A 21,118-nucleotide genomic window follows, 5' to 3' on the forward strand; every position below is an offset into this window, starting at 1 on the left:
CCCTCTGACTATTATTCCTTCAGCCTGATCAGTTCATGCGGCGAGTGACGCGGGGCAACATGCACCTGCACTTGCACATCCATAAGCACTCTTGATCTATTTGAATCCCTCAGAATACGCTTCACCGTAGTCAAAGCGATTTCCGGAGTATTATTTTCTTCACTAAGATGGGCCAACACGATTCGTTGGGTGTTTTCTGTCATCCACACCGCCAGCCCTTCAGCTAACTGCTTATTTTCAAGATGCCCGTATTGTCCCCTAATCCGTTTCTTTAGATACGCCGGATAGGATCCCTTCTTTAGCATCTGATCATCATAGTTAGCCTCAACGACAAAAGCATCACACCCTTTCAAATGACGGTGCATTTCTTCTGTAATCATACCACTGTCCGTGGCAATACCGACCGCCATTTTCCCCTTATCCTTACGTTTTGGCCGCGAGACCTTTAATCCGTAGCTTTCCCGACTATCATGTGACGTAGGATAGAGCAAGACATCAAGCCCTGCACAGACAAATGACTCTCGAACTACCATGCGTTGATTTTCGGCAAGCTTTCCAAGTAAAGGGTTCATCACCTCCCACAGCCCGGTTGTGGCATAGATTGGTATTTTTAGTTTGCGAGCGAGCACACCCACTCCACGGATATGGTCCACATGTTCATGCGTAACTACAATTCCTTCAATTTCTGAATCCAGGATGTTTAACTGAGAGAGGTTATGTAATAGGCTCTTCCCACTGATCCCACAATCCACAAGAAGATGCCGCTTGTCCTCTCCGACAAGAATTGCGTTTCCGGAACTTCCGCTCGCTAATGTCGTAAAATGCATTTCTGGTTCCTCCATTCCGGCAACTTAAACTATTATTGCAGCTATTGACAACGGAGGGGGTATTGAAAGTCTATCACTTGTTAGTAAGTCAACCCCTTCTTAAATTGAACAAGACTGCTTATTTTTCTGTCGTCTTATTTAAGGTGGCGTAGGGGTCGACGTATCGGTTGCCGCCTTCGGCTGGAGTTCGCTTTGTGCCTGACTAATCATCGCTTGAATCAGCTCTTGATCCGAACTATTCTGAGCTAAAGGCAGGGCCTTTTGCCATTGATTAAGGGCGCCCGCCCAATCTTGCTTTGCTTGGGAAAGGAAAAAACCATAGTTGACCAAGGCATTAAAGAAATCGGGCTTCAGCTCTAACGCTTCTTTATAACTCTTTTCTGCCAGATCATTATCTCCGCTATAAAAAGCGGATGTCGCTAAAGCAGCCATAATATTTACGTCTTTTTCTATTTTTATGACATTCTGATAAACCTCTGCAGCACGCTTAAAGTTTTCCTGCACCTCAGCGGGTGCAACATCCTGGGCAGCAACTCCCGCGTTATAATATTCGTTTCCCAGGGCTTTTTGCAAGGGTACATTCTCAGGGTCTACCTTTGCCTGCTGAACCATTGCATCCAGGCGCAGCTTTTGGTCTTGGTAATCTGCTGCAGCTTTGGCCGCCAACGCAGATGCACTAGAGCCGGAAGTTGTCTCATCTCCTCTAAAGAAAAACACCAGAAGTCCCGAACCAACCATTGCAATACTAACCAATACCGCAAGTATTCCTGCAAAAATACGTTGCGTCCTTTTCTTCAAGAAGCTCGCCCCCCTTGACCATATAATACCAAATACCATTATAACATGCTTTCTCAAACCAGCCAAGCTTAACATCATCCTAATTGGACTAAGCATAATAATGGCTAACAGCGGATATCCGGGACTAATCCGAATGATAATGCGCGTGTATTTTGTTCAATTTCTTTTATTTTAACATAGAGTGCCACTTCCAAGCGTTTTTTCTGAAGCTCGCACCCCATTGTGTAAACCTCTGTCAGTTTTTGGGTGAAGGAGACGTTAGCCGCATGACACCCCCCGCCGCAAGCAAAGCGTGCCCAACACTCCCGGCAAGACGATTTGGCAGAGACATTTGCGGCGCGAAAGTCCTGAACCAACCCAGCCTTGAGTTGATGAGGATTTTTGTCATAGAGTGAACCCATTTTATACTCAACCTGACCAACAAACTGATGACATGGATAAAGATCTCCCTCCGGAGAAATCGCCACATACTCGTGACCGGCGCCACATCCGGAAAGCCGTTTGATCAAACAGGGTCCCTGATCTAAAGCGACATTAAAATGAAAGAAATTAAAGGACTTGTCTTGCGCCCGGCGCGCTACGAGTTCTTCCCCAAGACGATCATACGCTTCTCGAATCTTAAACAGATCCCCTTCCTGGAAAGCATAAGCATCCTTCGGGCCGGCGACAACCGGTTCTATAGAAATCCGATTGATGCCTAAATCCGCCATGTGCAAAACATCCCGATCAAAATCCAAATTAAAATGCGTATACGTCCCCCGAACGTAGTAATAAGTCCCTACCGCATAGGGTGAACTTTCCGGTCGTTTAGTTGCAAACTGTTTGATTAGAGGGGTAACTTTAGAGTAACTTCCCCGCCCATCAGCGTAAGGACGCATACGGTCATGAACTTCCGGGCGGCCATCTAAGCTCAAGACTACACTGATCTCCTCTTGCTCAAGATAAGCTTGAACTTTCTCATCCAGCAGGATGCCGTTTGTGGTCAGGGTAAATTTGACGGTTTTGTTTTGGTCTGCCGCTGCCTTTCTTCCGTAATTAACCAAGTCCTTAACCAACCTGAAGTTAAGGAGCGGTTCCCCCCCGAAAAAATCGACTTCACAATTATTTCGATGACCTGATGACTCTAAAACAAAGTCAATTCCCCTTTTACCCGTCTCAAAGTCCATCAGCATCCTGTTACCACCAAAGGCTCCGGTCCCTGCAAAACAATATTTGCAGCGCAGATTACAATCATGGGCCACATGTAGGCAAATCGCTTTGACGATTGGTTTTTCCGGGTAATTCGGAGTCACAGCTTTCGCCTCTCCGGAAAAAAGCGTCCCTTCCCTCCGGAGTTCATCTACTTCAGTAAGGATCTCGAAAATTTCTTCTTCCCCAAATGCCTGTTTTCCCGCTCGGTTAAGAACCTGGTTGATCCCCTCAAGCGTAATATCCTTCGCCGCCTCCTGTAAATCCTCGCAAGCCTTTATTAGATCGAATGTTCCCTGATCCAGCAAATGCAAAGAGCCGGAATTGACATCATATGTAATCAATAAATCTCCTTGGCGATAACTATGAACATTCTTCTTGATGGGATATCCTTGAATATTTAAGTAATTTAACATCCAAATCCTCGCTTTCTTACAAGATCAAACTTAGAATATCAAAGAAATAGAACAGAACCCAACCCTAGCGGGTGGGTTCTGCTATCCTATGTTCGAATTTTATTTAACACACACTTGGTTCCCAACCGTGCAGGACGTCTTACAAGCAGATTGGCAAGAGGTTTGACACTTGCCACACCCTCCGGTCTTCACCTTTGCACTTAGGTTTGCTTTCACTATGGTCTGAATGTGTTTTGCCATTCAAGCACCCTCCTCTCGATACTCAACTCACGTCTAATAATTCATTCTAGATTATAACACAGGGACAAGGAAAAAGGCAAAGCATAACATCGTACCGTTCACCAGCCTTTAGCCACCTTAAGTAATTGGGAGAAAAACAGATATTAAGATTAATAATTCGCCTAAAATAAATCTTTTCGTAAAAATATTGACGAACTTGCGTGTTTATACATATAATGAGATGTGCGAGTTCTAATCTCAGTTAGGTGAGGCTCCTGCATAAACATAGGCCACTGCCCAGAAATGTCGAGAGACGCCAATCGGGTAGAACAGGTATTACCGGCATAAGGTTTTATCTAAGGTGGCTGAGAAAACTCTACGCTATGCAGTGCTAAAGCTCAACGAGTAGGGAGGTCCATAACGTATGTTTATAGACCTTCTATTTGAAATAGGGGTCTTTTTATTTTACCTATTATTATATTCCAGATTTTAGACAAACTTAAAGGAGGTGGTTTTATGGATTCTGGACCTAACCCTGATCACACGTGTAAGCATACGACAATTCATACCGGACAGAGTCATTTTGACCGTAGGCGCCAGACTCCGTCGCTCAAAGGAGGGAAGTAAATGAATGACTTGAAAGTTCTCGGAGAATTTTATTTCAGCCAGTTATCCAATAAACCAATCTGGGATGCCTTGGGACGCCGTATTGGTCGCTTGTATGACCTGGCTATCCGCTGGGACAGTGTCTCGCCCCAAGTAACCGGTATTCGCTATGCCAAGGGGATCCTCGCTCTCATTCCCATCTCGTGGGTCGCTTCTTGGGATTCAACCGGTCTGCGTCTAAGTACCGCTTTTGATCCCCTACTGACGTGCCCGCTGCATGATGATGAAACGTTTATTGGCAAATGGCTGTTAGATAAACAAATTATTGACTTAGAAGGCTCCAAGTTGGTGCGCGTGAATGACATTTCCTTGTCCTGGGTATCCCACGATGACCATCAATTTATGGTCTTGGTTGCTGTCGATATCGGTGCGCGTGGTTTATTCCGCAGGTTGGGCGTTGAGTTTTTACTGAGTCGGATCGAAAATAAATTTGTGGGTTGCCAGTATATCAAACCTTTAGAAAGCCGAACATCGTCACTGCAGCTTACCAGAGAAAAAGAACAACTGCGTCAACTTCACCCGGCAGACATTGCCGATATTATTGAAGAGATGGACTATAAACAAAGGGCTAATTTCCTTGATACCCTTGATTCTCAACAGGCCATCGAGGCCTTAACCGAGATGGAATTGGATACCCAGATTGAAATGATAACCCAGATGGATGAGGACAGGGCATCCGATATCCTGGAAGAAATGCCCGCAGACCAAGCCGCTGATATTTTAGGCGAGTTGTCCTCCGCCAAGTCTGAAGAACTTCTGCGCTTAATGGAATCTGATGATGCTGAAGATGTTCGGGAATTAATGCAGTATGAGGAAGACACCGCCGGTTCCCTTATGACAACCGAATATATCGGTTTACCGTTCTGGCTTACCACTGAACAAGCCATTGATGAATTAAGACGGCTAGCTCCCGAAGCAGAAACCATTTATTATCTTTATGTGGTTGACGAACACGAAACCCTCGAAGGGGTTCTTTCTCTGCGCGAGCTGATCATTGCTTCCCCTGAAACTCCTTTAAAAGATATGATGCACACCAAAATCGTGAAGGTATCCCCCTATGACGACCACGAAAAAGTGACTGACATCATCCACAAATATGGTTTACTGGCGGTTCCAGTCGTCAATGCTCAAGACCAAGTCTTAGGAATCATCACCGTGGATGACGTTTTGGAGTTATTAATGCCCGAACGCCCACGGGTGGAAAGTCGCTTAGCTTTGATCGCCCGGCGCCGTCAGGCAAAGGGGGGGCAGAGCGAATGAACTTGAAAGAACGATTCGCCTTGTTCTTAGCCGTGATGGGCCCGGGAATCGTTACGGCTTTTGCTGATAATGATGCCGGCGGAGTGGCTACGTATGCCGCAGCCGGTGCTAAGTACGGCTATTGCCTCATCTTTATCCTGCTGATCAGCCTTGTGCTTTTAGCTATTGCCCAGGAGATCTCCGCACGCACCGGAGCCGTAACAGGTCGTGGTCTCTCTGACTTAATCCGGGAACATTACGGTGTGAAGTGGACGTTCTTTGCTATGAGCGTCCTCCTGATTGCCAATTTGGGGACCACCGTTTCCGAGTTTTCGGGGATTGCGACAAGCTTTGAAATTTTTGGGATCAGCAAGTATATTTCCGTACCGGTAATGGTTGCTCTGATTTGGTGGCTTGTTATTAAGAAGGATTATGGGAAAATGGAGAAAATCTTCCTGTTCCTCTGCTTGACTTTTTTCAGTTATGTCATTTCTGCAATTATAATCAAACCGCCCTGGTCAGAGGTTTTGGTCCACTCAATTACCCCTACATTTTCCGGCACCCCAGCTTTTTTACTGATGGCCATCGGGATGATTGGTACAACGATTACTCCCTGGGGACAGTTCTATCTTCAATCTTCGGTGGTTGATAAGGGAATTACCACCCAGGATTATCGCTATACGCGCTGGGATGTCCTGATTGGGGTGTTTTTCACCGGCTTCATTGCCTTCTTTATCATCGTGACCACGGCCGCAACGCTCTACGCTAACAAGATACCCATTGAAACGGCAAAAGATGTTGCCCTCGCCTTAAAACCATTAGCAGGGGAATATGCCAGTTTACTTTTTAGCTTTGGTTTGCTCGGTGCATCAATGTTGGCTGCATTTGTCCTTCCTTTAAGCACCGCTTACGCCGTCTGTGAAGCATTCGGCTTTGAACATGGCGTCAGTAAATCATATAAAGAAGCCCCTATGTTCTTTGGGCTTTATACAGTCCTTATCGTTTTGGGAGGTACCATCGTCTTATGGCCCAATTTATCCTTGTATAACGTCATGTTGACCACTCAAGTCGTTAATGGGATTCTTTTACCCCCCATTCTCATCTTCATGGTCCTAATCGCCAGCAAAAAAAGCATCATGGGCGAGTATGTGAATAAGAAATTTTTCAATGTCGTCTCCTGGATCTTTACCTTTGTTTTAATTTTTCTGACCATACTTTTACTTGTCTCCACCTTGTTCCCAGCTTTTTCAGAAAACATTTTAGGATTTTTAGGATTATCGTAAAAAAATAAGAGGAGGATACCGAAGTACCTCCTTATTGCTCATCTTTGGCACTTTGTGAACTCGTTCAGCAACGATGAACATCGAGGCTTCAGATGGGGACTCTACCCCACCTGAAGTTACGAAGAACCCACCCCCACTTATAGAAGTGGGGGTCTTGAAAGCCTCTGACATCTGACTTAAAGCGCCCTCGAACCCTCAGAACGCAACTGCCCCCTCTGATTGCTTTTAATAACTTTGTCAATTATACTTATTAGCATCGACCTATCCTGTGGTAGTGTCGCTTTTAGAGGCAAATAATTCGATGGATGATTGCAGCGAAAAATGCAATCAGTAACCTGTAAGTGTTCAACAAGAGTCTTAATTTCACTTAAGGATTCAAAGGGTGAAAGCAGTTCTAATTCTCCCTTTTGCACCGAACGTATAAGGGGCGCTTCCGGCATGATGATTAAAGTTAAACCCGCCAAATAATGGGGATTAATAGCACTGGCTACCTTTGCCGTTTCTATAGCATGTTCCTGAGAATAAGCTTTTCCACCTAAACCAATTATTACAGTGCAAGAAAGTAACAAACCGCTTGCCATCACTTTTTGGCCGGCAGCGATCATTTCCTCTGGTGTAACCCCTTTATGCACTGCCTTGAGAATTCTGGCGCTTCCGCTTTCTACTCCAAGATAGACAATATTTAGACCATGTTCCTTAAGCTCTTTGAGTTCCTCTATGCTTTTTCGCTGAATATCTTTTGGTCCGCCATAGATTCCTACTCTTTGAAGACGCGAGAAACCCCGATAGAGCTGATCGAGGATCTTTACAAGTATAGACGTTTCTATAGTTAGAGCATCTCCATCAGCTAGAAAAATTCTTTCTGCATCAGGATAGTACGCCAAAGCAGTTAAAATGATTTCTTCAATTTCTTGCTCAGATTTTATCCGAAAACGCTTATCTTTATAAACACTGCAAAAAGTACAAGCATTATGCCGGCAACCTACAGTAAGCTGGAGAATAAGACTTCCCGCTTCACTGGGAGGACGATAAATAGCACCTTCATAAAACAAATGTTATCATTCCTGTCCCTTAGATTTATTATTGCTACCTTATATTTACTACATCTTACATTGTTTTATCCCTTTTGTCATCATTAGTATAGGTCCTAAAATCAATCGTAAGTATTCTGCGTGGAATCATAAACTATCTATTATTTTTGATTTGGAGGTTTAATTATTGGATCAGCAAGCGGATTCTTCCCAAGATAGCGAAACCAGCAAAAATCTTATTCCCAATCAGGAGCTCTATATCGCTATGATGCGCCGAGTATGGCTGGATAACTCGTTGATCATAGTCTGTCAGGATATTTTTCGGTTTTTAGAAGAAATCACGGCCGACCCGGAAACCAAGCAAAAAACCTTAAACTCTCTTTGTAAGGTACCTGGTTATCGACAAACATTAAGGCAAGAATGGGACAAGAAGGAGTTCATGTTAGAACGTTTGGCAGATCTCTTAGCTAAGACTCGGCGGCAAATTCGGTTAGAAAGCCTCCTCATTGGGGAGGAGGCTCCGGTTGTTCCGCAGGATGGACAGGAATGATATGAAAGGGTAGGTTACTATGTTCAATTTTCATGAAAAGGTAATGTCTGCAGAAGAAGCTGTCAAGCGTTATATTACACCAGGTACACACATTGCTTTTGGAGGGTTTAATATTTTGCGGCGTCCAATGGCTATAGGACGGGAAATTGTACGCCAGGGGATAGGGGATTTATTTGTCACCATGAATGGCGGCAGTGCGATTGAAGAAATGTTAGCCGGCGCCGGTTTAATTAAATGGCTTGAAACAACGTATATTGGCTTGGAGAGCAATATGCCCGTTGCTTACGCTATCCGCAGAGCCGTTGAACGTGGGGAAATAGAACTCATTGAGGATTATTCCAACTGGAGTTTTGCCTTACGGACGGTGGCTGGGAAATACGGGCTGCCCTTTATGCCTTGTTTAGGGGATCTGGGGAGTGACCTCTTGGCATATGATTCCTTTGGCAAAGCCGGTTTGCGGGGTAGAGACGAGCATGGTGAATGGATTCATCCCGGCATCCCGCCGAAGAAGTTTGAAGTTATCGATGATCCGTTTGAGGGTTGGGGGCTGAGACCGCGCCGTTTCCGAAGCGGCGAAGATACCTGCAGTAATATAACCAATTTATACCGGACAAATAAGGATTGGCCAACTGCTTACACAGGAAAACCGGGTGTGAAAGTTGCGTTAATGCCCCCCGTCTTGCCGGAAGTTTGTGTTCTCCATGCTCAAAGAGCAGCTTATGATGGTACAGTCCGGATGGAAGGACTAGTCGGTCCGGACATTGATCAGTCTTTGTGCGGCCGGATACTCATTGTGGAATGTGAACGGATCTGTTCACCGGAAGAACTAAGGGAAAAACCGGAGCTCAATCAAATTCCAGCCCATGCCGTACATGCCATTGTCGAGCAGCCCTTTGGCGGTTATCCGACGGCTGTCCCCAATTATTATGATTATGATTACTCTTGGTTTACTGATTATATTAACGCCGTTAATCACCAGTCTGACGCTGTGGTTAAGCAGTTCTGGCAAGACCATGTAGCTTCTACTAAAAATGATTGGGATTATTTATTCCAAACCATTGGGATAGACAAACTCTTTGCCTTAAGAGCGGATCCCCATTATCATTACAATCCTAACCTGGAGCGGTTTGATTAAGATGCAAAATTGAGGGATGAAAATATGCTAAAAAAACAATTGGCCGAACTATATAAGAACCTAAATACTTTTCCTCATTCTGACGGTCAAGCAGCTAATGACTACACCCACGTAGAATTGTTGGCAGTTGCCACTGCACGCGAATTATTTGACGGGGTTTTTGCCTTCATCGGGACAGGGTTGCCCCTTTTAGCTGCCGGTTTAGCTCAACATACTCACGCCCCCAATATGACGATTATTCTGGAAGCCGGTTCATTAGGATCCAGCATCCAACATTTGCCGGTTTCCGTGGGTGATCCACGCGCGTGTTATATGGCCACAACCCTTTCCACAACTGCCGACGTCTTTGGCACAATTGCCTGCCGGGGATATTGTTCTCTGGGGGTGCTTGGAGCTGCGGAATGTGACAAATATGGGAATCTTAACTCAACCACCATAGGTGGTTATTGGCCCACTGGGGTAGGGTCTGAAGCGAAGGGTCCCCGCCGGACACGTCTAACCGGTAGCGGCGGCGCAAACAGCATCGCAAATCTTGCGGATAAGGTAGTTGTAATGATGGTTCACGAAAAACGCCGCTTTCCTGAAAAAGTTGAATATTTGACTTCCTGTGCCGGGGTACGGGGACCAAAAGGAGAAGGGCGTTTTGACTACGGTATTTTTCGGGGAGGGGAGATGGTTGTCATTAGTGATTTAGGCATTCTGAGACCCAATCCGGAGAGCGGAATCCTGGAACTTGAACAATACTTTCCTGGCGTTGACCCGCAATTTGTGCAAGAAAACACGGGCTGGCCTTTAGTCATCAATAATGCCCGAGAAATGCCAAGTCCGACGATCAAGGAAATAGACATTTTACGCACGGTTGTCGACCCGGATTGTCTTTATCTAGGGCGCAAAAGTAAACGTTCTTAATTATAACTATTCAAGCTAACAAGTCAAATGGGGCCGCAACAAACTTGTTTAAATCTCAATACTTATATTCAACCTATCAGATATTATTTATTATTGCTCTTGAATATCTTCCTATAAATATATCTTAGAGAAAGTATTGGACTTCTCAATAGCATTCTTGGGCCAGAATATTTCATGATTACTTTGATCTTTTTTCTCATTTCCGGCTTATAACAATGGACCTGACATTTTGAGCATACGGGCTTCTTATCTCCATAAATACATTTGTCAATACGTTGTTCCGCATAATTTAACAGATACAAACAATCCGTGCATAGTTCACTTTTCTGGTCATGCATTTTGTTGCAATACATCATAATCATTTTTTGAACTGTTTTTATTTCTAACCGTCTGGAAAAATTCATATTACCCCCACATCATTGATATATCTTCACCACGCATTTTACTATACATAAGATTTATATTGATCTATAAATGCAAAGATCAGCTACAACGCTAGTGTATTAATTACTATTGCTTGCTCCATTCTTCTTATCCTGAAGCATTGCTGCCGCTGCAGGATATCTCACATACTGACAAGAACATGCCTTAAAGCAGGCTTCATTTGCCTCATTCCCCCACCTTGGCTGCAGGATTTCTTTCCGGCTCCCTACCCTATTTTGCATTCTTAATTTACCGTTTCACTTATTCTTTGGCACGCAAAGTACACAGTACCCCGCTTTCCAGAATACCCTGCAATACTGCACCTCCAAGTGCCCGGGCCTTATCGGCAATTGTCCAACAGTTTTCCTCCTGCCCGCGCGGATCAACATCCCCGATCTTAACCTGCTCAGCGATCCATGTATCCGTGCGCAATAAACCTCTTAGCACACCTGTGCATACTGAAAAAACCTCTTCCGGTTGAATCCCGTCATCTATTTCACCCAAGCTATCGCCTGCAGAAACCTGTTCCCCGATGGTCCGCTTTGCTCTAAAAAATCCAGCCTTAGTCGAATAGAGAACACGCTCCCTTGATATACCCGCTACTTCTCCCGGAATGCCCGTATTTGGCTGCGCCTCCCCGTTATAGATCAGCCGTCCCAAGTGATGCCCACGGTTTGTTTCCACGACGACATCGACATCAACTCCCGCCGTAAAACCGGGTCCTAAACCAAATGTCCTCCGTGCCATGCTCCGTTTTGTCCCCAAGTTACATTTGGCCATGATTGCATCCACCAAGACCAACGGACGCAGCCAGGACAAACCCGCCAACTCAGGATCGACCAAAACCGGTATTTCTCCAGCTCGCCAAGCTGCTTCACATTCCTGAGGCTCTTCGACCCGGCTCGCCGGAACCCCTTCAACTTGCCAGCGTCCTTCCGGCACGGCCGTCCCAAAACAAACCGGCCAACGAACCATACGGGGCTCAGCTATTTCCGTCATCACCACGCGAAACCCTGCTTTTGCCAGCACCCAGCCCACTCCGGAGGCTTGTTCCCCAGCGCCGCGAACTAAAACCACCGGTCCATTCATGGCGAGTCGGTTTTTCATCCGCTCGATTCTCCCTTCCTATTTTATACCGGCTAAGCATTGTCTTGCTCATGCAACACCTGCTATAAATATTTGTTGACTAGTTATTGGTGTTGTGAAAATTCCCCGACCTCAGTCTTTAGTAATGCCCTCCCGCTTTTCTTTCAAAGCGCGCCAAACTTTTTCAAACGTCAGTGGCAAACTGTTGACCCTTATACCCATAGCGTCAAAAATCGCATTGGAGAAACAACCCATCGTCGGATTGGTGGCTCCTTCACCGACTTCCTTTGCCCCCCATGGTCCGGCAGACTCATAGCTTTCTACCAGTTCGGAATGAATTATCGGCATATCGAGCGCGGTGGGCAACATGTAACCGCCTAAATTTGGATTAAGGATTTTCCCTTGAGTATCGAACTTAACCTCTTCCCAGATTGACTCGCCCATACCCATATATAAGGCGCCGTGTACTTGTCCGTGAAGTTGCATGGGATTGATAACCATCCCACAATCGTGGACATCCCAGATTTCACGCACATCAATTTCGCCCGTTTCCTCATCAATTTGAACCTCGGTAATTTGAGCACAATAGCTGTAAGCCGGCGAAGTCCCTACCACGGCTCCTTTAAACGTGCCGCCTAAACGGGGCACAACGTAAACTCCCCGTCCAAGAAGAGGACCACGTAGGGCGAAGAAACGAGTGGCTGCTTCCTCAAAGGTAATTGATTTGGCCATCGGACGTGACTTGGAGGAAATAATTCCCAAGCGACATTCCAGGTCATCCGGGGTCAAGCTCATCATCGTGGAAGCCATGTCCAGAATCTGTTTTTTGATTTCCTCGCCGGCCAGTTTACAAGCGGTACCCGCCATCAAAGTCTGACGACTGGAATAGGCCCCAAAATCATGGGGCGTTGTTTCTGTATCTGCAGCGATTATTTTCATGTTTTCGTAGCGGTAACCCATACCCTCCGCCGCCATCTGACAAAGGATAGTATCAGAACCCTGCCCAATATCAGTTGCGCCTGTATAGAGAGTAGCGGCACTACCATCCTCAGCAACCTTGATCATCGCCGCAGATTGAGGCAAATCCGTTCGATAAATGGGATAACCGGCCCCCGAGACAAAACTCCCAGTGGCAATCCCAATGCCCCTTCCCTTGGGCAGATTACCCTTTTTCGCCCGCCAACCCGAAATTTCGCCCGCTTTTTCCAAGCAAGCTTTTAACTCACAAGAATTAATTATAAACTCATTCGCAGTAACCGTGTTGGGCCGACGGCAGTTACGAAGCCGGATTTCCAGAGGATCTATGCCTAGTTCCTTGGCAATGTTATCTAAATGACTTTCAAAAGCGTACTTAGGTTGGGGCGCTCCATGGCCACGTTGGGCCCCGCAGGCCGGTAAGTTCGTATAAACCCTATGCAAATCCCATTTGTAATTTTCAAATTCATACGTTAGGGTAAGGAGTGCACCGGCATAGTAAGCACTGGCAATCCCCAGGCTCGTGTAAGCGCCGCCGTCCATAATGAACTTGGCATACACACCGAGAATCTTTCCGTTTTTGTCCACTCCGGTGGTCATTTCCATATACTCCCTATGACGGCCGCGATTATGAGCAAACATTTCATGCCGATCATAGAAGGTTTTGACCGGACGACCGGTTAGTTTAGAGAGTACGGCCCCGGCAAATTCCAAGCCGGTAGGTTCCAGCTTCCCGCCGAAACCACCGCCGACGTAAGTTTTGATAATCCGGACGTCACCCATTTTCAGCCCAAACTCCCGGGCAATATAATGCTGGAAATAATGGGGGGACTGAGTGCTCGAATAAATAGTCAGCTTGTTATCCTGCCAAATGGAAACCGCAGAATGTGGTTCAATAGGCGCCTGGTAAGTGCGCTGTCCCACAAAGTAATCGGTTCGAACATAGTAGGCCTCAGCAAAAGCTTTATCCACGTCACCGAAGTTTTGATGAATTTCGGTATTTATATTAAGTGGATATTCATCGTGAATCTGAGGCGCCCCTTCGTCCATAGCATGAAGTGGATCAAGTACGGCGGGAAGAACCTCGTACTCCACCTTGATCAGTTTCAAGGCTTTATAGCAAGTTTCTTCATCGATGCAAGCTACAGCGGCCACTTTATCACCGACAAAACGAACCTTGTCACTGCAAAAGATATTTTCATCCCAACGGGCTGGGCTAATGCCATATTTTAGGGTCGGTACGTCCTTATGGGTAATTACAGCTTTAACACCCGGTAATTTTTCAGCTTCCGATGTGTCGATGCTCAGGATCTTGGCATGAGCATAAGGACTTCCTAGAATTTTGCCAAAAAGCATATTGGGGAATTTTAAGTCACCAGTATATTTGGCAGCACCCGTTGCTTTTTCCCGACCATCAATTTTGGGTACGCTTTTGCCAATTACAGCATAGTTATCACTCATTGCTTATCACCTCTTGATCATTAGGTTCCTCTGTAGCTTTAAGGATGGCCTTGACAATGTTCACATATCCAGTACACCTGCACAGATTGCCAGCAATGGCTTCCCGAACCTCATGCTCAGTAGGATGAGGGTTTGTGGTTAATAAAGCCTTGGCCGAAAGAATCATCCCCGGAGAGCAATATCCGCACTGTATAGCACCGTTATTAATAAACGATTCTTGAATCTTATCCAATTGAGCACTCTCCGCGACCCCTTCAATGGTAGTAATCTTATATCCGTCGGCTTCAACTGCCAGGATCAGACATGAATCAACGGGTTTCCCTTCAATGAGAACCGTGCATGAGCCGCAATCACCAAGTTCGCATCCTTTTTTTGTTCCGGTAAGGTCTAGTTCATCTCGTAAAACGTTAACCAGCAGAGTATTCGCTTTAACGACCCGTGTGTAATCATCCCCGTTAACATTAATGGTGATCATATAGTGTTGAATGCCCTGTTTATCGGTAATTACCTGTGCCATTATTCTCCCTCCTTCCTTAGATATGCCCCTCGTTTATTGCCTTGCGCAACGCTCTTTTGGTAAAAACGCGTATTAGGTCCCGACGATATTCTGCAGAACCTCGAATATCTGAAATAGGTTTGCTTTCGCCGGAAGCCATCACCCCAGCTTCGGCCAGCAGGTCATCACTAATGATTTTCCCCCGTAGAAAGTTTTCCGTTTCTCGGGCCCGTATCGGGGTTGGGGCCGCGGCACCAATTGTAATCTTCGCTTCCGTAATTGTTTCTCCGTTTACGGTCACTGCCACGGCAAGGCCTACTACTGCCAGTGCCCCAGACCGACGTAAACCGAACTTGATATAGTTACTCCCAGTTGACGCTTGATCAGGAATAACAATTTCCGCCAAAATTTCATTGTGAGCGATTAAAGTCTTCATCGGACCGGTAAACAAATCTTCCAATAACATCATTCTTTCGCCATTGGTTCCAACAAGCTTAATTGTAGCTCCCAAAGCAATAAGAATCGGGGGAAGATCCGCAGAAGGAACGGCACTACAAAGATTACCCCCTACAGTCCCAATATTTCGAATCTGGTTTGAGGCCATATGATGTGCAGCTTCAGATACTGACAAGTATTTATCATTTAATATTGGAGAATTAACCAGGTCATTGTGTGTTGCCCGAGCCCCAATAACAACACCTTTTCCGGTAACGTATTCTATTTTTTTTAAATTTTCTAATTTTTTTAGGGAAATAAGAATTTCAGGAGTCAGTAGTCCACTTTTCATTTTTGCAATGACGTCGGTACCTCCGGCTAGGACCATGGCTTTGGAACCAAAACGATCGAGCGCTTCGCATGTTTCTGCTAAACTATCCGGCGCATAATAATCGAAATCAGGTAGATACATCTTAATCCCCTCCTCAAGTAAAAGATCAGGTCTTATGTCTAAGGTGGCACAAAATACTGGGCGTTTTCTATGGGAAACGTCGTTTTCTTCCATGCTTTTATTCTACCATGTAGTCTGCTTAATAAAAAGGTAACCTACGCCGAACGGTGAGAATTTACCTGTGATCAGTTAATATCCTCCTTCCAAAGGAAACCCGCCAACCAATCCAAGCAAAATTACTTTTATCGGCAATAAAGCCCTAGAAATTCTTATTGGCATGTCATGATCATGCTAACTAAATCTAGGGCTATCTCTGTTCATTATGCCATTTTTCCTCTGGGGTTTATTCTAATTTTTAACCCATAAATTCGGTTATTTCCCTGGCTAATTCTTTGGCAGCCTCTGCTGCCAAGCGCATTTTCTCCTCCGTAAAAGAATTACTAAATCCTACAATATATATAGACGCTAAAAACATACCACGTTTATCAAGCAGTGCAACACTCACAGCGTTAACCCCATAGATATATTCCTCATAATCAGTGGCATATCCTTGTTTCCGTACCTGCAGGAGATCTACCAGATATTCATCAACATCATCAATCGTGTTTTCCGTAAACTTTGGCAAGTTTCTCTCCATAATTATCTTCTTTTGAGAATCCTCATCCAAATTTGCTAAGAAAGACTTGGCAGGCGCTCCGGCAAAGAAAGGAAGCCTTGCCCCAATGGGAGCAGATATTTTCAGTACTAACGGGCTATCAGCCTTTTCGATGATTGTTATCCCATACTCATCAAAACAGGCTAAGAAAACCGTCCCAACAAAATCGCGTGCCAATTCTATCATATATGGACGTGCTATACTCTTTAAACTAACTGAAGCTAATGATTGATTACTTAGTTGGATCAATGCCGGCCCCAGCCTAAATTTTTTGGTTAATTCATCTTGGCATAAAACACCTAAATCAAGAAAAGCTTGAGTAACTCCATAGACCGTACTTTTGTTAAAATTTAATTGCCGTGAAATATCACTTACCCCAAAAGTCCCTTGGGCTTTAGCAATTTCTTTTAAAATTGTAAACGCTTTATATACCATTGGGGCACTATAATTGTTACTCTCTTTTGGTGCCATCTTTATCACCGGTTGACCTTTCGTTAAAACATCTTTATATGTTCCTATCCAATATTTAAAACTATGTCAGTTTTTTCTCTAAATCAGCTTTCTATCGGGCAACATGCCATCGCATGGAGAGGCTCAGCAACAGGTTGTCGAAAAAATACAAAAAAGTCAGATTCAGATATATGACTCTGACCGACCTTACTGAATATGTGACTACCACATTTCCTGTAATTGAAACTGCGGCTAATATTATTACAAACCAATTTTCTTCTTAACTCAACTGCCCCCTATTACTGATTAATATAAAGTCTTTTTCTTGAACATCTTAACGATTATTTCTCAATTCTAAATTTCGAATATTTATGTTAAAATTAAAGGATATTGACATCTTCGGATGGAATAGAGAGAGAACGATCAAAATCTGGAAAGTTCGGAGGGACTTTATGAACAAACGAACCAGGTCAATAATGGCTGTAGTTGGTAGTTCTGTGGCTATCTTCTGGCCGGGCGCCCTGATCTTTGGCTACGTTGGCGTAATGGGCCCCTATTGGCAGCAACTTTTTCTTGTAGGAAAGGGTGCAATCGGTAACTGCCAGTTCTTTGTCTTAACTTCTTTGGGGATCTTTATGTTTCTTGTTGGAAAATTGCAGGAAAAAATCGGAGCAAGAGCCATGGTTACTATTGGCACATTAATCTGCAGTCTGGCCGTAGTAGTTGCTACCTTTGCCACAAACCTGAACATGATCTATCTTTGGGCTTTCTTGACCGGTACTGGTTCCTGTTTTGTCTATACTCCTTGTTTGACAACAGTACAGCAGTGGTGGCCCGGGCGAAGAGGGTTGGTTTCGGGGATCGTCAATTTTTTTTTCGGTATTTCAGCTGCGATTATGTCCCCACTTTTTAGCAGTATGCTTAAAACGATGGGTTATCAATCCATGAATATCCTCGCGGCTGTCCTGGTATTAATCTTAGGTATTATTTCTGCACAGTTTATCGAAATGCCGGAGCGCGTCAAACTAAACACCGAAGATAGTGAACCCGGGTCAAGTGCAGTTATAGTTTCCCAGTTAACGCAGAAGGTTTCTTTAACTGTCGGGCAAGCCGTGAGGACCAAAAGTTTCTGGTTTCTTTGGTTGGTTTGGGCGTTTCAAGGGGCAGCGTGTATTGCAATGGTTACTCTCTCGGTGAATTTTGGGCTTTCTAAAGGCTTTTCCATGAATGAAGCGGTCTTTATTTTGATCGCATTTAATCTCATGAGTGGTTTTAGCAGGCTTATCACCGGTTATACCTCTGATATTGTAGGTAGAAATGTCACGATGAGTATTACCTTTTTTGCTGCGGGCGCCGCTTATTTCTTCTTGACCGGAACCCAAAATCTAATGGTTATAGCCCTACTTGTAGCAGTTATAGGTTTTGCTTTCGGAACCCTTTTTGCCGTATCAGCTCCACTGATTACTGATTTTTTTGGCTTAAAACACTTCGGGGCCATATATGGTCTCGTCTTTACGGCGTATGGTTTTATTTCCGGTATCCTGGGCCCTTCTCTTAGCGGATATTTAATCGATATGAACAAGGGCAACTACACGCCTGTATTTACCTATTTGGGAGTTTTCTGTTTATTCTCCGGGGCACTAATTCGTTTCGCAGTGCCTGCGGTTCAAATTCAAAAGCGCCGGTTATAATTGGTCTTTAGGGATCCCTTATCCAAGCGTTAGCTGGAAACCCATCTTCCAATAGGCTATAAGGTTTGGCTCTCGCTTGGCGATTTTTCCAACCAGTTTTCTGCCCTTGTCTTATGGGTTTCCAGCTTTTTGTATCTTCTCCCAGCCCATTAAACCAGGCTTAATTAAATTGCAGCAGGACTGGGACTAGATACATTGATAATTAGCAATTATGCGCCGGGGAGAGGATTCTTAGCCGGACCGTAAGTCCCGATAAGAGTAGCCGTGGTGATAGTCTGGGGTAAAACAACTTTAGCAAACTCAGCGAAATCGGCATTAGCTGGAATTTCCAAATTAGCAGTCTTCAGCGCATATAAGGTAAATACATAGCGATGAGCAGCGTCAGGCGGCCAAGGAGCTCCATAGCCGGCTTTGAAACCTGGAACCTGGAAAGCGGTAATAAAATCACTATTGAGTTCCTTGGCGCCAGCTGGTATGTTTCCGGCAGGGCTTGCTCCTTCAGGCAGATTATTAGCAGAAGCGGGAATATTATAAATCATCCAATGGGCAAAGCAGCGGGGGAAGTTAAAAAACGCCGGTACATCTGGGTCTGTAAGGGCAAGAGCGAAACTCTGGGTTCCGGCAGGGGCATCTTCCCAGCTTAAGGCAGGAGAAACCTGATTCATCTCCGCGAATTTTTCAGGAATTGTTCCGCCGTTTTCAAAGGCGGAAGACTTAAGGCTAAAGATTTTTTGCTCGGACATAACTATCCCTCCTAATTAATTGATAATAGACAAAATTTTTACTTTACTTTTACTTTATTTTTCTCTTTATCTTTCTCTTTATCCTTACTTTCCTCCTTTCCTTTGTGAATTTCTAGATCAATACTTAAAAATCCTGCTTTACAGTTGGAGAAAGATTTACTTTTAATTTGACTTACTTTGACCTATTTTGACAATAAACTATCCTGCATGATTACAGTTAGATTAATCTTACGAATGCGCGATTGTCGCACAATAATTGCAGGAAAAGGAGGCCTTGGGGTGGAATAATATTTGGTGTGGAGTATCGCAAAGTTAAGTTTCTAAGCCGCGACACCGGTAGCAAGGAGGAATTTTGATGAGTAAAGAAGCTCTGATTACCAAGATTATTGACCTTGAATGGAACATGTTTCATAATGTGTCCAATATCGGCGGAAAAGCGTCTTGCCAGGATAATCCGGAAACTTTTAAGATTATGCGGCATAGCCAGGCGGTAAGTTGGTCGGAGGACACTCTGGAAAGTTATCTGAATGATCTCTCCAAAGCACAGGAAATCAAAAGAAACTTGTTAACCGAAAAATATGCCCGGATGATGCAATATACCTCCCCGTTGGAGTACGCGAAAATCGAACACAGACTCCCCTCTTTGGATCCGGAAATTATTCCGTTGATCGACAAGATTGTTAAAATTGTTATGGAATGGGAAGAGGAACTTTCAGTCAAATTCCCTAATATTCTGAAAAGGGGCAGGCCCATTTCCAGTACGAACGATTCTATGTTTGTAACGTCTGTTGAAACGTATTTACGCGGAGAACTTATGACTTATTCCCAAAGGACTTTGGAATTATACTATCAAAATGTCTTAAAGCAGCAGTCCGAACGTATCAATGGCTCAGAAATCACCCTTTTATATATGGTTAAACAATACGGTTTTAATACGTTGGCGGAGGCCAATGAAAAACTGGAACCTAAATTTTGAAGGCATGGGTTAACCCTTGCCTTCAAATACTTGCTTCAAAATCGTCCGTTACCTTGGTGATAAGCCAAATTTATTGTAAGTTTACTTACCCTTTGAAAGAGAATTTCTTGTAAAATTCAAAGGTTTCTTTCATACCCTCCATAAATGGGGTGAATTTAAAATTCAGCGTGCCGGCAATCAGGGAACCCGAGAAAATTTCGTGTTGATCCATGGGGAAGGGCAGCGCTATATTGTCCCTGTTGATTGTATCAATACTTAAACGTTTTGTCTGGATTGAGTTACCGCTTACCTGCTCAAATACTTCAATCAGCTTGTCGTAAGAGATTAGTTCCTCGGCAGCCAGGTTATAGGTGTTCTTGAAAACTCTTTCATTGCCCAAACAAGCAAACAAGATCCTGGCAATATCTTTTACATAAATAAATTGAAAAAGCGCCAGGGAGTCTTGCGGGACGGGTATGGTTTTGTTCATCAGGAGCAGATCAAAAAAGAACGATTCCCTTGGTGCATAGTTGAATGGTCCATAAACGAAAGCTGGACGCAGTATAGTGTACGGAATATTATGTTTTTGGCATACGTTTTGCGTCTCCAGCTCTAATAGCCATTTATTGTATGCGTATTCACCCATGGGTCCGGGTAGCGCGCCGGAGGGTTTCGGTGAATCTTCGAATTTCGGAAAATCCAGGGAAGGTTTGTAAACAGCGCAGGTGCTTATATAAATGTATTGTTCAATTGTTCCCGACACATTCTCAATCAGATTATTAATTTCTTGAGGAAAATCGGCACAAAAATCAATAACTGCATAGTAATCCAGAGGGGGTATTACTTTTTTCATCTCTTTCAGGTCTCTGCGGTCACAAATATGTTCCGTAACCCCTGGTATCTTTAACGGATTCCTTCCCCTGTTGACCAAGTGAAGAGCATAATCATTCTTTTTAGATAACCCCATCACAAAGATTCTGCCAATAAAATAACTTCCTCCGATGATTAAAATGTTTTTCTTCATCTCAAGGTTCTC

General features: G+C 44.4%; 20 protein-coding genes and 1 riboswitch. Of the genes, 7 read left to right on the plus strand and 13 right to left on the minus strand.

From position 1 onward, the window contains the following. Positions 1-11: 11 nt before the first annotated feature. The 4 genes from AC6I5A_RS05150 to scfA form a co-directional block, all read right to left on the minus strand. Complete coding sequence (locus tag AC6I5A_RS05150; protein WP_034612557.1) at positions 12-827, minus strand: MBL fold metallo-hydrolase; 816 nt, start codon at positions 825-827, stop codon at positions 12-14. 138 nt (positions 828-965) lie between these two features. After that, complete coding sequence (locus AC6I5A_RS05155; RefSeq protein WP_034612561.1) at positions 966-1,625, minus strand: tetratricopeptide repeat protein; 660 nt, start codon at positions 1,623-1,625, stop codon at positions 966-968. Positions 1,626-1,729: 104 nt separating this feature from the next. Then, entirely contained in the window at positions 1,730-3,229 is a 1,500-nt protein-coding gene (scfB, locus tag AC6I5A_RS05160; protein ID WP_034612564.1) for a thioether cross-link-forming SCIFF peptide maturase, read from the minus strand. A gap of 99 nt (positions 3,230-3,328) precedes the next feature. Beyond that, complete coding sequence (gene scfA / locus AC6I5A_RS05165) at positions 3,329-3,469, minus strand: six-cysteine ranthipeptide SCIFF (protein WP_497900512.1); 141 nt, start codon at positions 3,467-3,469, stop codon at positions 3,329-3,331. Positions 3,470-3,699: 230 nt separating this feature from the next. Beyond that, positions 3,700-3,865: riboswitch (M-box (ykoK) riboswitch) on the plus strand. Positions 3,866-4,075: 210 nt separating this feature from the next. On the opposite strand from scfA, the gene AC6I5A_RS05170 reads away from it, so the two are divergent. Both AC6I5A_RS05170 and AC6I5A_RS05175 read left to right on the plus strand, forming a co-directional pair. Beyond that, entirely contained in the window at positions 4,076-5,374 is a 1,299-nt protein-coding gene (locus tag AC6I5A_RS05170; RefSeq protein WP_034612567.1) for a magnesium transporter, read from the plus strand. Next, a complete protein-coding gene (locus AC6I5A_RS05175; RefSeq protein ID WP_034612572.1) occupies positions 5,371-6,636 on the plus strand; it encodes an Nramp family divalent metal transporter in 1,266 nt (421 codons plus the stop codon). Before AC6I5A_RS05170 ends, AC6I5A_RS05175 begins: the two co-directional genes overlap by 4 nt. Before the next feature lie 176 nt (positions 6,637-6,812). On the opposite strand, the gene AC6I5A_RS05180 is transcribed toward AC6I5A_RS05175, so the two are convergent. Further along, positions 6,813-7,688, minus strand: a complete 876-nt coding sequence (locus AC6I5A_RS05180) for a radical SAM protein (protein WP_034612575.1) — start codon at positions 7,686-7,688, stop codon at positions 6,813-6,815. Positions 7,689-7,854: 166 nt separating this feature from the next. Between AC6I5A_RS05180 and AC6I5A_RS05185 the strand changes: the two genes are divergently transcribed. From AC6I5A_RS05185 to AC6I5A_RS05195, 3 genes are read left to right on the plus strand one after another with little or no spacing between them, the layout of a single operon-like run. After that, entirely contained in the window at positions 7,855-8,217 is a 363-nt protein-coding gene (locus AC6I5A_RS05185) for a hypothetical protein (RefSeq protein ID WP_034612579.1), read from the plus strand. A 19-nt stretch (positions 8,218-8,236) separates the two neighbouring features. After that, positions 8,237-9,352: a CoA transferase subunit A gene (locus AC6I5A_RS05190; protein WP_034612582.1), complete on the plus strand. Its 1,116-nt coding sequence runs from the start codon at positions 8,237-8,239 to the stop codon at positions 9,350-9,352. Between the two features lie 24 nt (positions 9,353-9,376). After that, positions 9,377-10,261: a CoA-transferase gene (locus AC6I5A_RS05195; protein ID WP_052167914.1), complete on the plus strand. Its 885-nt coding sequence runs from the start codon at positions 9,377-9,379 to the stop codon at positions 10,259-10,261. Between the two features lie 83 nt (positions 10,262-10,344). Here the strand turns inward: AC6I5A_RS05195 and AC6I5A_RS05200 are convergent, their stop codons facing one another. From AC6I5A_RS05200 to AC6I5A_RS05225, 6 genes are all read right to left on the minus strand, one after another. After that, positions 10,345-10,665, minus strand: coding sequence for a nitrous oxide-stimulated promoter family protein (locus AC6I5A_RS05200; protein WP_052167915.1), 321 nt, complete (start codon positions 10,663-10,665; stop codon positions 10,345-10,347). A gap of 280 nt (positions 10,666-10,945) precedes the next feature. Next, on the minus strand, positions 10,946-11,791 hold the full coding sequence (yqeB, locus tag AC6I5A_RS05205) for a selenium-dependent molybdenum cofactor biosynthesis protein YqeB (protein WP_034612585.1): 846 nt from the start codon (positions 11,789-11,791) through the stop codon (positions 10,946-10,948). A 111-nt stretch (positions 11,792-11,902) separates the two neighbouring features. Beyond that, positions 11,903-14,206 carry a 4-hydroxybenzoyl-CoA reductase subunit alpha gene (gene hcrA / locus AC6I5A_RS05210; protein ID WP_034612588.1) on the minus strand — a complete coding sequence of 768 codons (2,304 nt, stop codon included), beginning with the start codon at positions 14,204-14,206 and terminating at the stop codon, positions 11,903-11,905. Next, positions 14,199-14,723: a (2Fe-2S)-binding protein gene (locus AC6I5A_RS05215; RefSeq protein ID WP_034612590.1), complete on the minus strand. Its 525-nt coding sequence runs from the start codon at positions 14,721-14,723 to the stop codon at positions 14,199-14,201. Before AC6I5A_RS05215 ends, hcrA begins: the two co-directional genes overlap by 8 nt. Before the next feature lie 16 nt (positions 14,724-14,739). Then, on the minus strand, positions 14,740-15,609 hold the full coding sequence (locus AC6I5A_RS05220; RefSeq protein ID WP_034612592.1) for an FAD binding domain-containing protein: 870 nt from the start codon (positions 15,607-15,609) through the stop codon (positions 14,740-14,742). Between the two features lie 334 nt (positions 15,610-15,943). Next, complete coding sequence (locus AC6I5A_RS05225; RefSeq protein ID WP_497900513.1) at positions 15,944-16,714, minus strand: IclR family transcriptional regulator; 771 nt, start codon at positions 16,712-16,714, stop codon at positions 15,944-15,946. Between the two features lie 431 nt (positions 16,715-17,145). On the opposite strand from AC6I5A_RS05225, the gene AC6I5A_RS05230 reads away from it, so the two are divergent. Then, positions 17,146-18,384, plus strand: a complete 1,239-nt coding sequence (locus AC6I5A_RS05230) for an MFS transporter (protein WP_052167916.1) — start codon at positions 17,146-17,148, stop codon at positions 18,382-18,384. 209 nt (positions 18,385-18,593) lie between these two features. On the opposite strand, the gene AC6I5A_RS05235 is transcribed toward AC6I5A_RS05230, so the two are convergent. Next, complete coding sequence (locus AC6I5A_RS05235; RefSeq protein WP_034612595.1) at positions 18,594-19,127, minus strand: YbhB/YbcL family Raf kinase inhibitor-like protein; 534 nt, start codon at positions 19,125-19,127, stop codon at positions 18,594-18,596. A gap of 355 nt (positions 19,128-19,482) precedes the next feature. On the opposite strand from AC6I5A_RS05235, the gene AC6I5A_RS05240 reads away from it, so the two are divergent. Further along, complete coding sequence (locus AC6I5A_RS05240) at positions 19,483-20,103, plus strand: DUF4125 family protein (RefSeq protein ID WP_034612597.1); 621 nt, start codon at positions 19,483-19,485, stop codon at positions 20,101-20,103. Between the two features lie 85 nt (positions 20,104-20,188). Here AC6I5A_RS05240 and AC6I5A_RS05245 read toward each other — a convergent pair whose 3' ends face one another. After that, positions 20,189-21,106 carry an NAD-dependent epimerase/dehydratase family protein gene (locus AC6I5A_RS05245; RefSeq protein WP_034612599.1) on the minus strand — a complete coding sequence of 306 codons (918 nt, stop codon included), beginning with the start codon at positions 21,104-21,106 and terminating at the stop codon, positions 20,189-20,191. Between the last annotated feature and the right edge of the window lie 12 nt (positions 21,107-21,118).

The organism is Desulfosporosinus sp. Tol-M2 (genome assembly GCF_059735615.1).

Coding starts and splice junctions, on each gene's coding strand:
- AC6I5A_RS05240 (WP_034612597.1), top strand. CDS start 19,483: ATGAGTAAAGAAGCTCTGATTACCAAGATTATTGACCTTGAATGGAAC.
- AC6I5A_RS05220 (WP_034612592.1), bottom strand. CDS start 15,609: ATGTATCTACCTGATTTCGATTATTATGCGCCGGATAGTTTAGCAGAA.
- AC6I5A_RS05150 (WP_034612557.1), bottom strand. CDS start 827: ATGCATTTTACGACATTAGCGAGCGGAAGTTCCGGAAACGCAATTCTT.
- scfA (WP_497900512.1), bottom strand. CDS start 3,469: ATGGCAAAACACATTCAGACCATAGTGAAAGCAAACCTAAGTGCAAAG.
- AC6I5A_RS05230 (WP_052167916.1), top strand. CDS start 17,146: ATGAACAAACGAACCAGGTCAATAATGGCTGTAGTTGGTAGTTCTGTG.
- AC6I5A_RS05170 (WP_034612567.1), top strand. CDS start 4,076: ATGAATGACTTGAAAGTTCTCGGAGAATTTTATTTCAGCCAGTTATCC.
- AC6I5A_RS05235 (WP_034612595.1), bottom strand. CDS start 19,127: ATGTCCGAGCAAAAAATCTTTAGCCTTAAGTCTTCCGCCTTTGAAAAC.
- AC6I5A_RS05190 (WP_034612582.1), top strand. CDS start 8,237: ATGTTCAATTTTCATGAAAAGGTAATGTCTGCAGAAGAAGCTGTCAAG.
- AC6I5A_RS05195 (WP_052167914.1), top strand. CDS start 9,377: ATGCTAAAAAAACAATTGGCCGAACTATATAAGAACCTAAATACTTTT.
- AC6I5A_RS05175 (WP_034612572.1), top strand. CDS start 5,371: ATGAACTTGAAAGAACGATTCGCCTTGTTCTTAGCCGTGATGGGCCCG.
- hcrA (WP_034612588.1), bottom strand. CDS start 14,206: ATGAGTGATAACTATGCTGTAATTGGCAAAAGCGTACCCAAAATTGAT.
- AC6I5A_RS05215 (WP_034612590.1), bottom strand. CDS start 14,723: ATGGCACAGGTAATTACCGATAAACAGGGCATTCAACACTATATGATC.
- scfB (WP_034612564.1), bottom strand. CDS start 3,229: ATGTTAAATTACTTAAATATTCAAGGATATCCCATCAAGAAGAATGTT.
- AC6I5A_RS05225 (WP_497900513.1), bottom strand. CDS start 16,714: ATGGCACCAAAAGAGAGTAACAATTATAGTGCCCCAATGGTATATAAA.
- AC6I5A_RS05245 (WP_034612599.1), bottom strand. CDS start 21,106: ATGAAGAAAAACATTTTAATCATCGGAGGAAGTTATTTTATTGGCAGA.
- AC6I5A_RS05200 (WP_052167915.1), bottom strand. CDS start 10,665: ATGAATTTTTCCAGACGGTTAGAAATAAAAACAGTTCAAAAAATGATT.
- yqeB (WP_034612585.1), bottom strand. CDS start 11,791: ATGAAAAACCGACTCGCCATGAATGGACCGGTGGTTTTAGTTCGCGGC.